This window comes from Methylobacterium nigriterrae (genome assembly GCF_037106235.1).
Lineage (GTDB): Bacteria > Pseudomonadota > Alphaproteobacteria > Rhizobiales > Beijerinckiaceae > Methylobacterium > Methylobacterium nigriterrae.
In genome coordinates this window covers 186,949-198,066 of the sequence record NZ_JBAWTG010000003.1, presented here as the reverse complement: position 1 = coordinate 198,066, position 11,118 = coordinate 186,949, and the positions used below count along the sequence as shown (strand labels likewise).

The 11,118-nt window shown below is 68.8% G+C and carries 12 protein-coding genes and 1 tRNA gene; 5 read left to right on the top strand and 8 right to left on the bottom strand.

Going from position 1 to position 11,118, the window contains the following annotated elements:
- Nucleotides 1–51: 51 nt before the first annotated feature.
- Together WDW90_RS03860 and glsA are read right to left on the bottom strand one after the other, a co-directional pair.
- Complete coding sequence (locus WDW90_RS03860) at nucleotides 52–1,761, bottom strand: MFS transporter (protein ID WP_336485938.1); 1,710 nt, start codon at nucleotides 1,759–1,761, stop codon at nucleotides 52–54.
- 51 nt (nucleotides 1,762–1,812) lie between these two features.
- Nucleotides 1,813–2,841: a glutaminase A gene (glsA, locus tag WDW90_RS03855; protein ID WP_336485937.1), complete on the bottom strand. Its 1,029-nt coding sequence runs from the start codon at nucleotides 2,839–2,841 to the stop codon at nucleotides 1,813–1,815.
- Between the two features lie 624 nt (nucleotides 2,842–3,465).
- Between glsA and WDW90_RS03850 the strand changes: the two genes are divergently transcribed.
- Nucleotides 3,466–3,759 carry a TlpA family protein disulfide reductase gene (locus tag WDW90_RS03850; RefSeq protein ID WP_336486002.1) on the top strand — a complete coding sequence of 98 codons (294 nt, stop codon included), beginning with the start codon at nucleotides 3,466–3,468 and terminating at the stop codon, nucleotides 3,757–3,759.
- A 112-nt stretch (nucleotides 3,760–3,871) separates the two neighbouring features.
- Nucleotides 3,872–4,345, top strand: a complete 474-nt coding sequence (locus WDW90_RS03845) for an SRPBCC family protein (protein WP_336485936.1) — start codon at nucleotides 3,872–3,874, stop codon at nucleotides 4,343–4,345.
- A 43-nt stretch (nucleotides 4,346–4,388) separates the two neighbouring features.
- Here the strand turns inward: WDW90_RS03845 and WDW90_RS03840 are convergent, their stop codons facing one another.
- From WDW90_RS03840 to WDW90_RS03830, 3 genes are all read right to left on the bottom strand, one after another.
- Nucleotides 4,389–5,072, bottom strand: coding sequence for a c-type cytochrome (locus WDW90_RS03840; protein WP_336485935.1), 684 nt, complete (start codon nucleotides 5,070–5,072; stop codon nucleotides 4,389–4,391).
- Nucleotides 5,073–5,105: 33 nt separating this feature from the next.
- A tRNA-Sec gene (locus WDW90_RS03835) sits at nucleotides 5,106–5,195 on the bottom strand.
- Between the two features lie 400 nt (nucleotides 5,196–5,595).
- Nucleotides 5,596–5,895 carry a PilZ domain-containing protein gene (locus WDW90_RS03830; RefSeq protein WP_336485934.1) on the bottom strand — a complete coding sequence of 100 codons (300 nt, stop codon included), beginning with the start codon at nucleotides 5,893–5,895 and terminating at the stop codon, nucleotides 5,596–5,598.
- 256 nt (nucleotides 5,896–6,151) lie between these two features.
- Between WDW90_RS03830 and WDW90_RS03825 the strand changes: the two genes are divergently transcribed.
- Entirely contained in the window at nucleotides 6,152–6,343 is a 192-nt protein-coding gene (locus WDW90_RS03825) for a hypothetical protein (RefSeq protein ID WP_336485933.1), read from the top strand.
- Between the two features lie 38 nt (nucleotides 6,344–6,381).
- Here the strand turns inward: WDW90_RS03825 and WDW90_RS03820 are convergent, their stop codons facing one another.
- From WDW90_RS03820 to WDW90_RS03810, 3 genes are all read right to left on the bottom strand, one after another.
- A complete protein-coding gene (locus WDW90_RS03820) occupies nucleotides 6,382–7,038 on the bottom strand; it encodes a DUF1345 domain-containing protein (RefSeq protein WP_336485932.1) in 657 nt (218 codons plus the stop codon).
- A gap of 19 nt (nucleotides 7,039–7,057) precedes the next feature.
- Nucleotides 7,058–7,465: a hypothetical protein gene (locus WDW90_RS03815; RefSeq protein ID WP_336485931.1), complete on the bottom strand. Its 408-nt coding sequence runs from the start codon at nucleotides 7,463–7,465 to the stop codon at nucleotides 7,058–7,060.
- A 72-nt stretch (nucleotides 7,466–7,537) separates the two neighbouring features.
- Nucleotides 7,538–8,590 (bottom strand): GDSL-type esterase/lipase family protein, encoded by a 1,053-nt coding sequence (locus WDW90_RS03810; protein WP_336485930.1) that lies wholly within the window; start codon nucleotides 8,588–8,590, stop codon nucleotides 7,538–7,540.
- A gap of 109 nt (nucleotides 8,591–8,699) precedes the next feature.
- Here WDW90_RS03810 and WDW90_RS03805 point away from each other — a divergent pair, with 109 nt between their 5' ends.
- Both WDW90_RS03805 and WDW90_RS03800 read left to right on the top strand, forming a co-directional pair.
- Entirely contained in the window at nucleotides 8,700–9,293 is a 594-nt protein-coding gene (locus WDW90_RS03805; RefSeq protein ID WP_336485929.1) for a nitroreductase family protein, read from the top strand.
- A 7-nt stretch (nucleotides 9,294–9,300) separates the two neighbouring features.
- Nucleotides 9,301–10,932, top strand: a complete 1,632-nt coding sequence (locus WDW90_RS03800; RefSeq protein WP_336485928.1) for an acetate--CoA ligase — start codon at nucleotides 9,301–9,303, stop codon at nucleotides 10,930–10,932.
- Nucleotides 10,933–11,118: the final 186 nt, after the last annotated feature.

The window sequence follows — 11,118 nt, the reverse complement described above, 5'->3', positions numbered from 1 at the left end:
CCCTTCGTCCGCTTGTCGTGAGCGCGCAGTTCGATGCCGCAGCCGCACCGGTCAGGCGGGCTTCGCGATCGCGCCTCCCGGTCCGGGCGCTTCGCCCAAGGCGATGCCGTCCGCGTCATTCCAAGGCGGGTCGCGCGGCAATTCTCCGGGCTTGTAGGGTGGCAGGCGTCCGGCCGGCGCGACGGTCAGCAGGGCGAGCGCCGCCATGATCAGGAGACCGATCTTCAGGGCCCGCAGGCGGGCCTCGGTGTTGACGCGGACCGCCTCGTCGATCTGGTCCCGCGTCGCCGTCGTGCCCTCCATGAGGCTCCGCAGGCGGTCGTTGCTGACGAAGGTGATGTTGTCGAGGTTGACCTGGGACTGGATTTCCGGCGGCAGCCTCGGGTTCTCCGCCAGACTGCGCATGACGTTGGCGCTGAGCAGTCCGACCAGCAGGGCCCCCGCGACGGCGGTGCCGACCGCGGCCGCGAGGTTGTTGGTCGTTCCCCGCAAGGAGCCGACATCGCCCGCAAGCTCCTTCGGAGACGCCGTGACGAGGACGTTGAACACGAGCGTCACCAGGGATCCCTGCCCGATGCCGAACAGGACGAGCCCGATCAGGACGGGGAACTCGCTCCAGTCGTTGTGAACGACGAAGGCCAGCCAGACGAGCGCGGCACTGCAGAGCAGGAAGCCGAACCGGCCGATCTGGCGGGGCGTCAGCCTGTCGTAGAGGCGGATGATGAGAAGTGCGGAGAAGAAGACCGACAGGTTGAACGGCATCATGGCGATCGCCGTCGCGAGCGGTGTCCGGCCCTGCACGATCTGGATGTACAAAGGGACCGAGAAGTTGAGCGCCGCCTCCAGCGCGACGACGGAGAACATCGCGTAGACGGCGGCCCGCTCCTCGGGCGAGTCGATGACCTGCAGGGCGAGCAGCGGGGTCCTGCCGACCGCTTGGCGCCGGTGGGTCCAGGATAGGAATGCCTGGCCGAAGGCGAGCCCCAGCACGATCATGATCGGCGCAGGGGACAAGCCGAGAACATCGAAGGGCGCGCCCGGAAGCGCCACGCCGAGCCCCCAGCGGTTGACGTTGTTGAACCCGAAGCTGAGGAGAAGGACGGCGGTCGCGGCCAGAGCCACTCCCACGAGATCGATGCCGATATCGGGCCGCCCGCGGTCCGGGGTCAGGCGGAAGCTGAGGGCGAAGACGAGCGCGGACAGCGCGATCAGGATCCCGAAGGCCGGGCGCCATCCGATATAGGTCCCCAGGATCCCTCCGATCAGGAAGGCGGCGACGCCCGCGGCGGCGCGTGCCGAGCCGAGGATGCCGAGAGCGGCCGCCTGCTGCTTGCCCCTGTATTCGTGGGCGATGAGCGCGACGAGCGCGGGAACGAGGGCCGCACCGGCCGCGCCGCTGATGCCCTGCGCGGTGATCATCAGCGTCGCGGTCGGGCTGAACGTCATCAGGACCTGTGCCGCCCCGAACACGACCACGACGGTTCGGAAGACCCGCACGGCACCGTAGCGCTGGTTCAGCTTCGCTCCGAGCATCACCAGGGCCGCGACCGCCATCGAGTACATCACGATCGCGGTGCCGACCGTGGTCGGCGGGACGTCGAAGCTCCTGACCATGCCGCCGAGTGCCACGGGAAGGGAGGCCACGTTGAAGGACATCAGCATCTGGCCGAGCGCGATGGCCGTCATCGGCACCCAGGAGGCTTGCGCCTGCGCGGCCGAACTTTCGCCAGCGCCCGGCACGGAAAGCGTTTGACCGACCATGGCCTCAGCCCTCTCATGGCACCGTGGAAGGTGCGCGGCCGGTGGTCCTCCTCACGCCTCGGGCTTCGAGACGAACAGGTCCATGCCGAGTTGCCGCGACAGGTACTTGGCGACGAGCTGGCCCTTAACGCTGTTGCCCGCCCGATCGAGCGGCGGCGCGAACGTTCCCATCCCGCCCTTGCCGGGAGACACGGTAACGATACCGCCGCCGATCCCGCTCTTGCCCGGCAGCCCGATCTCGTACAGCCAGTCGCCGGAAGTCTCGTAGAGGCCCGCGGTGGCCATGACGACGAGCGCGTAATGGCAGATCTCGGCATCGATGACGCGCTGCTTCGTGAGCGGATTGACGCCCCCGTCGGCGAGCGTTGCCCCCATGACGGCCAGATCCTGCGCGGTCACGTTCAGAGAACACTGGCGCGTGTAGAGGTCCGTCGTCTGAACCGGATCGAAGTAGATCCCGCCGCAGCTTTGAAGAAGCCTGGCGATGCTGCGGTTACGGAAATTCGTGCTCGACGCCGACGCGTAGACTTCCTCGTTGACGGGGAGGTCCCGCCCGGCGAACCGTGCCAGCCCGGTTCTGATGAAGTCCCACTTCTGCTCGGCACTCGCACCCGGCACCAGGCTTGTCGCGGCGATTGCGCCGGCATTGACCATCGGGTTCGTCCGGCCGTCCTCGCTCCGCTCGATGGCGGAGAGCGAGTTGAACGGCATTCCGGTAGCGTTGGCCCCGAGCTTCTCACGAGCCACGTCCGGACCCAGCACGTCGCAGACGAGGGCGAACACGAACGGTTTTGACACGCTCATGATCGAGAATTCGTGCTCTGTGTCGCCGACCGCGTAGATATTCCCGTTCGTGCCGGCCACACAAATCCCGAACAGGTCGCTCGAAACCTGGGCAAGAGCCGGATAGACTTGCGAATTCAGTCCATCCTTATTCGTTTTATAGCGGTCGTAGGCGTCGAGAACGAGCGCTCGGATTTGGTTGGGTGGAGGCAGACGCCCAGTCGATACATACGAATCCTCGGTCTGCTCTTGGCGCAATGCCTCCGTCTGCTCCGGTTCCTCAACCAGGGTGGCCATGAGAAGAGCCTCCGTTGCGCGAGCGAGGGGAGAGGCGAGCAACAGGCATGACGCGTGATCGAGGCATTCGCGAGCGCGGCTCTGTGGAGCGCAGCTGTATCGAGCAGAAGCAAGGTTGCTCCCGGGGCGGTAAGCGTCAAGTCAGGAAATGTCGCACGAAATAATCAGACAAATCCGGCGCGTTATGTCAGGAATATCCTGAGACTTGCTGTGTCCCTGCCCATCACCAAGGCATTTTCGGTGCGTGACCTGTGCCTCGACATGTCGGTCTGGAATGGGCACCCGATCGCCCCGGAGGGGCAACGACCGGTCCGAGGCCGATGCCGCTGCAGCAGGATCGTTCCGTCCCGCTCCTGGACGAGACGCGACGGCGGCACTGTACCTCTATCGATTGCACGCCATCCACTTGCGCAAAATCGCAAATCGCGCACGATCAAAACAGGGTCCGCTCCGCGGGAGGGCGGATCCCCGGAGGTACGGGCATGATGCTGAGCCGAATGGGGGGGAGCCTTCGCCCTCACGTGCTTCGCCGCAGCATGGACGGGCACGGGCTGGGGCGGCCCGGCGCTCGCCGCCAAGGGCGCGGCTCCCTCGACCGCCTCCCTCTACACCACCCTCAAGAACCTGCAGGACCCGCCGCAGACCCTCGAAGCCTACAGGGGCAAGGTCAGCGTCGTGTATTTCTGGGCGACGTGGTGCGCGCCCTGCCAGATCGAGACGCCGAAGCTGGAGGACCAGGGACCATTGGTGAGTGAGATCGAGGCGTACGAGCACGATCAGGCGAACGCCCTGTTCCTGTATTCGCCGCACACCCTGTTCGCTGTGTCGGACCGGGTCTCGTTCCAGCCCTACGACACGTTCATGCTGGAGCTTGCCGAGACGAAGATCGTCAAGCCCAGGAAGGCATCGGCCGAGTAACACGAGGCCGGTCATCGAGGCCCCGGGCATCCGCCCGAGGCCTTTTTTCCGGGCCGTCGCGCCCTTGGACAAGGACCCGACAAGGGGGTCCGCCATTGGAGGAAACAGTTTGATGATGAAGCGAATGATCGTGAGTGCGGCCCTGTCGGCCGCGGTTGCGACGCCGGCCCTGGCCCTCGAGGTCACGAAATCGGCCATGATCGCCGCTCCGCCCGCCACCGTCTGGAAGACCATTGGCACGTTCTGCGGCATCGGCGACTGGCATCCGGCCGTCGAGACATGCGCGCTCTCCGAGAAGGGCGGCAAGAAGGTCCGCACCCTGAGCCTCAAGGGCGGCGGCACCATCCTCGAGGAGGAGCAGTCCCGCGACGACCGGAAGATGGCCTACACCTACACGATCCTGGAGAGCCCCCTGCCGGTCTCGGGCTACACGTCGACGATCATGGTCGCGCCCGAGGGATCGGGCTCCAAGGTGACATGGTCGGGCTCGTTCCAGGCAAAGGGCGCGCCCGACGCCAAGGCCCAGGAGGTGATCGGCGGGGTCTACGAGGGCGGCCTCAAGGGCCTCTCCGAGAAGGCGAAGTAGGCTGCAGGCGAGCTGCGCGGGGGCGCTGGACCGGGTGCCCCCGTCACTTCGTTTCGCATTCCGTCCGGATGAAGCCGCTGATCTCGGCCGGGTCGCGGAAGATCACGGTGAAGCGGTCGCCCTGCGTGCCGCCGGGCAGGAGCGCCGGCGCGCCCGGCGCCGGCCCCAATGCGGAAGTGTCGATCCGGAACCTGAGATTCCGGCCCCAAAGCGGCAAGGTGACGCCGTTCTCCAGCGTGACGTGGAAGGTGTCGCGGCAGAGGCGGATCGCGCCGACGCGCCCGGCCCGCCCGAGCGACTTGAGGTCGAGCACGGATTCCCGCGGGATCGCCAGCCCCTCCGTGTTTCCATCCTGCAGTGCTTTCAGATAGGCGATCAGGTCCTGACGGACCTGCCCGTCGGCGACGAGATAGGTCATGCGGCTGCCGGGCACGAGCTCGGACGGATTGGCGAGCCACGCGTCGAGCAGCTTCGGCGTCCAGGCGAACGTCGCCTCAGCGAGCGGCTTCGAGTAGCGGTCGAAGCTCTCCGCCTTGCCGGCGGCCCGACCGTAGATGGCGGCAAGGCTCGGCCCGGTCCTGTGCCGCCCGGGCTCGAGGGCGTGGCAGGGCGGGCAGGCGCGGAAGGCGGTCGCCCCCTTCACGGGGTCACCCTCGGCGCAAGCGATGCCCGGCAGGAGGAGCAGGCCCGCGGTCGTCGCGGCACAGCGCGCGGCCCAAGCCATCATCGCCACTCCCCCGACGGCCGCCGTCAATTCCGGCGGAAGCGGATGGGAATCGAACCCACCGTACGCTGTTGGCGTACCACTGGTTTTGAAGACCAGGAGGGCCACCAGACCCCGTTCGCCTCCGGGCGGGACACTAGCAGGGGGACGGGGCCGGTGACAGTCACGTTTTCTTCGAAGCGCCCGGCCCGGCGCAGAACTGGCGGGCGCCATCGCCCTCAGGCTTGCAGCGCCGAACCTGCGGTCCCTTACGGCGTGATCTGCGCGCTTAAGGTCCCCGAGGGTTCAGGGGCGGAGGAGAACGACGCCGTCTCCGCTCGTGAACCGCCCCACGACCCGCGCGTGGGTTCGCCCGATCAAGATGAACTCAGCCGATTGCCAGCGGTCTCTCGAGGACCCGGGCAATGCCGGTGGCCGGGACATTCGGCAGGGTTGCCGCCAACCTGCGTCCGCCCGGCAACCGGATCTCGGTCCCCGTCCTCAACGGGATGGTCCGCGGATAGGCGCGCACCGGTTCCGAGGGCCGCTACTGCTGTTGAGCCAGGAAGATCAGCGTGCGGGCGACGCTCACCGTCACGTGGCGCCGGGCGAGGACCCTCATCACGAATTCGCGGTCGCCGGCGCGCACGACCCGACCCTGGACCTGACCGATGTGGCGGATGCTGCAGGTGAGGACCTCGCCAACCTGGGGAACGGTCGAGGAGCGGAGCCTGATCCCGTCGGAAGACACGTCGGCGGTAACGGCATAAAAATCCGCGCGGCCGCGGCTCCAGCACAGTGCGGGGAGAATGACCTTGTGATGCTTGGCAACCCGTCGAGCTTCCATAAGTCGACGCAATATCGCGAAACCATTTCAGTCATACTGTATATATCAGAACAATTGTCAAAATGTGCGCATATACAAATACAATTCTGAATAAAATCAAATATATCGCAGGTTGCAGATTGCGCCGCGCACATTCATCACACCGGGAGCGGGGTCGCGGGTCCGGCCGTGTCCGAACGACGCGACGCGGAACGGCATGCCTCCGCGCGCCTTAGTGAGTTGGGCAGTCCCACATCCCTGCTGGCAGGAGGCAACCTTGCTCGTCTTCGCGGTCCTGTTCGCCGGCCTCGCCGTGCTCGGCTCACTCGTCGGATTCGGCGTCGTCGGCCACCCGATCGGCGACCAGGCCCTCAACAGCTACGGCTGGGGACTCTGCATCATCGGCGCCGCCCTGGCGGGCTTCTTCGTGTTCGTGCGCCAGCAGCGCAGGAAGCCGGCCAACCACTGAAAGCCTGGCGCGGTCCGGGGCGAGCCCGGCCAGCCCTCTCAATGTTGCGCGAAGCCGGCCGCCATGTTGATCGCGAGCGCGAGCACGCTGGTATTGAAGAAGTAGGCGTAGACCGTCTGCACCGTGGCGATGCGGCGCATCGTCTTCGCGGTGATGTCGGTATCCGAGGTCTGCGACGTCGCGCCGATCGTGACCGAGAAGTAGAGGAAGTCCCAGACGTCGGGATCGGTGTCGCCGTTGAAGTCGAGCCCGCCCCGGGCCCGGCCCTGACCGGCCTCGCCGTAGTAGAGATGCGCGTAGTGGATCGCGAAGACGACCTGCACGAAGGCCCAGGCGCAGATCATGGTGGCCGAGGCGAGCGCGATGTGCGCGATCCGGTAGCCGTCCTCTTCCCGTTCGCCAAAGACCAGCATGGCCACCGCCCCGAAGCTCGCCGCCGCCGACAGGATCGCGAAGAGCGAGATCGCGAGCGCGCTGTCGTCGAGGCGCGAGGCCTCCTCGCGGAGGGCCTCGCGGGGCTGCAGGGCCGCCCGCCCGATCACGAGGGCGATGTAGGCGACGACGCCGACACACCAGCCGAGCAGGAGCCGGCTCCAGATCGAGACGACCGGCAGCGCCACCGCGAGGACGATTGCCAGCAGGATGGCTCCGAGGAGCCGCGGGCGCAGCCAGAAGGCGCGAAGGGGGTCGATCATGCGCATCTGACGGAGACCTTCAGATCGCCACGCCGAATCTGACGCGGACCGCGTGCCGTTCGAAGTGACTGAGATCGAAGGCTCTGCTCGAATAATCCGGATCGCGATCGAGACCGGCCGCCTGCGCCGAGTAGGCAAGCGTCAGGAAGGCCTTGTCGGTCCCGTCGTGCTTGCCGGACGCCTTTCCCTGGTCGGTGCCGCCCTTCGCGTCCGAGACGCCCCCCGGTGATGCCTGCCCGGCGCAGGCCGGTTGCGCAGCCGCGAGCGCGGGGATGAACGCCACCACCGCTCCCCGCGGATGACGAGATGCCATGGGCTTGCCACTTTTGAACCGGCCGAAAGAAACTTCGACTTGTGGTTGCTCTGCCATGCCGGTCGGTCTTCCGCTGCGACGCGTGCGCCACAGCCGAGCAAATTCGGTCGCCATCGACCTCGACGCGGCTGGCAGGCGCAGATGAAGCATGCGCGTCGGCCGTGCGGGCTGTCCGACCGCCGCCAATCAGCGCTCCGTCCGCAGTACCGTGGCGTAGAAGCGCTCCCCGATGCGCCGGTAGGCGGCCCAATTGGGGTGGAGGCCGTCGGGAAGGCTGCGGGCCTCGTCGGGACCGAGCAAATCGAGGCCTGAGAGGTAGCCGATGCGGTCGTCCCCGATCGCGACCCGGTCGGCCACCACACCCTCCAGGAGTGCACGCATCCGTTGCAGCGAGAGCCCGCCGGCCTCACCCGCCGCCTCGCGGGCCGGCGAGGCGATCGGCGAGACCACGGTGATAGGCGTCTCGGGCTGCCCCTCGCGGATGATCGCCAGCATGGAACGGGCGGCATCCGCGAAGGTGCGCTCCTTGAGGAGGCCTTCTTCCCAGACGTTGATGCCGAGTTCGAGCACGATGCGGTCGGCCGGGCGGTCGCGCACGATGCGGGCGGCGAGCCCGCTGATCAGGCAGGAGCCGCCCCAGCCGAGATTGACCGCCTGCGCCCCCGCGAGCCCCGCCGCCACGGATGGCCAGGAGCGCGTGCCGCTCTCGACCTCGACGCCGTGCGTGATCGAACTGCCGTGGAAGACGATGACGGGCCGTGGATCGGGCCAGGGGGCGATGTGCGCGCCGTCGTCGGCTTCCAGGGCCCGCAATGCCACCGTGGCCCCTTGCGGGAACCACAGCTCGATCCGGCGCTTGCCCGGCGGCCAGCCCGCGAGATCGAGCACGGCCGCCTCGTCGCCGACGAGCGGCCCCTCGGGCGCCCGATAGGCGCCGCCCGCCGCAACGAAGCGGCCTGCGGGTGCACCGTCGACGAACAGCTCGTAGCGGGCCGGCCACTGGTTCGGTCGGATCGTGTAGGCCTGGCGCTGCGTCGTGACGATGCGAAGCCGGCGGCTATCGGTGACGAGACGCAGGCGGATGCCCGCCGTCATCGCGGCCATCCAGCGGGTCAAGGGATCGAACAGGCGCCGCTCCCCCGGCGGCAGGCGCACGGGCTGGAAGCCCTCGCCCCGGCGGATCAGCCCGACATGGCCGTGGAGCAGGGCGTCGAGGTGCTGCGCGAGATCGATCTGCATGGGCCGGAGCTTCCGCGAACGGGCGGCATTTGCACAGCCCCGGTCACTCGTGCATGGCAGGCGGGCGCCGGCCGCTGCGGGCGCCCGCTTTGCCAGCCGAGATCCGCACGTGACGAATCCGCGCCAACCCGACCACCCGATCGACCCGCTCTTCCTCGAGCGCCGCTCGCCCCGCGCCTTCACGGGGGACGCGGTTCCGCAATCGGAGCTGATGCGGATGTTCGAGGCGGCGCGCTGGGCTCCCTCCTCCTACAATTCGCAGCCCTGGCGCTTCCTCTACGCGCTGCGCGGCGATCGGCATTGGGACGCCTTCCTCGGTCTCCTCAGCCCCAGCAACCAGGCCTGGGTGAAGGATACCGGCGCCCTCGTGATCCTGTGCTCGAACAGCCGCATGAAGGTCGGCGAGACGCTGCGGCCATCCTGGAGCCACTCGCTCGATGCGGGCGCCGCCTCGCTCGCCTTCCAGCTCCAGGCGATCCGCCAGGGCTGGCACGCCCACGGCATGACGGGCTTCGACCGCGACCGGGCGGTCGGCGTGCTCAACGTGCCGGAGGGCTACCGGGTCGAGGCCGCCTACGCGGTCGGACGCGCGACACCGGTCGGGCATCTCAGCGAGGAGCAGCGGGCGCGCGAGCGGCCGAACGGGCGCCGCCCGATCACGGATTTCGTCTTCGCCGGCGGCTTTCCCGCCGAGACCGGCTGAGCCGCCCGTGCTGACCCCTGCTCCCGACTACGAATCCCTGCGGGCGGGCTTCCGCTGGCGGATTCCCGACCGCTACAACATGGGGGTCGACGTCTGCGACCGCTTCGCGGACAGAGAGCCCGGGCGCCCCGCGATCCTCGAAGTCGGCCCGGACGGCTCGGTCGCGACCGTGACCTACGGACGCCTGCGGGCGGAATCCAACCGCCTCGCCGGGGCGCTGCGCGCACGCGGCGTCGGAGCCGGCGACCGGGTGGCGGTGCTGCTGCCGCAATCGGCCGCCGTGATGGTGGCGCACGCCGCCGCCTACAAGCTCGGCGCCATCGCGCTGCCGCTTGCCGGCCTGTTCGGGCCGGAGGCCCTCGCCTACCGGCTGGCCGATTCCGGAGCCCGGGCCGTCCTCACGGATGCCGCCGGCCTCGCCAAGGTCGCGGAGCTGCGCGGCGGCCTGCCCGAGCTCCGGCTGATCGTCTCGCGCGACGGCGGGCTGGCTGCGGCGGACGGCGACGTTGTCGGCTGGGACGCGCTCCTCGCCGAGGGCCCGGCCGATTTCGCGCCGGTCGATACCGGTCCGGACGACCCCGCCCTGATGATCTACACCTCGGGCACGACCGGGCCGGCCAAGGGAGCGCTTCACGGGCACCGCGTGCTGCTCGGCCACCTGCCTGGCTTTGCCATGATGCACGACTTCCTGCCGAAGGGCGGCGACCTGATGTGGACGCCCTCGGACTGGGCCTGGGCCGGCGGCCTCCTCAACGTGCTGATGCCGAGCCTGCACCACGGCGTGCCGGTGGTGGCCCGCCCGCATCTGCGCTTCGAGCCCGAGGCCGTTCTGCGGATGATCGCGGATCTGGGGATCACCAACGTCTTCCTGCCCCCGACCGCGCTCCGGATGCTGCGCGCCGTCGAGAACCCGCGCGGGCGCTTCGATCTCTCGCGCCTGCGCAACGTCGCCTCGGCCGGCGAGGCGCTCGGGCCCGAGACCTTCGCCTGGGCCGAGCGCGAGCTCGGGCTCATCGTCGGCGAGGCCTACGGCCAGACCGAGTGCAACCTCGTGCTCGCCGCCTGCCGGGCCGCCGGGGTGGGGCGGCCGGGCTCCACCGGCAAGCCGGTGCCGGGCCATCGCGTCGCGATCCTCCGCCCGGACGGGACCGAGACGGCCGTCGACGAGCCCGGCGAGATCTGCGTGGCCCGGCCCGACCCCGTGATGTTCCTCGGCTACTGGAACCAGCCGGAGGCCACCGCGAAGAAGTTCCGCGGCGACTGGATGCTCACCGGCGACCAGGCGCGGCGCGACGCCGACGGCTACATCCACTTCGTCGGGCGCGACGACGATCTCATCACCTCGGCAGCCTACCGGATCGGCCCGACCGAGATCGAGGACGGCCTCCTGCGCCACCCCGCCGTGGCGCTCGCGGCGGCGGTGGGCAAGCCGGACCCGATCCGCACCGAGATCGTGAAGGCCTTCGTGGTGCTCAAGGCCGGATTTGCCCCCTCGCCCGAGCTGAAGGCCGAGATCCTGGCCTTCGCCAGGCAGCGCCTCTCCGCCTACGAAGCCCCGCGGGAACTCGAATTCCGCGAGAGCCTGCCCATGACGACGACGGGCAAGATCATCCGGCGCGAATTGCGGGCGCAGGGGTAGCGTCACAGCCTCAGCGCCGTCCGCGCTCCACACGGCGTGCGGCCGCACTGAGATCTGGTGGCGGACCCGGCCGGCATGCGGAGCATCGATGTGACCCGAAGGGTGTGGCCCGCAAAGCTCACCTTCTCGGCCCCGGGATCCGGCCCGGCATGGCCGGGATGGAGCCCGTGATCACCAGGGTCAGGC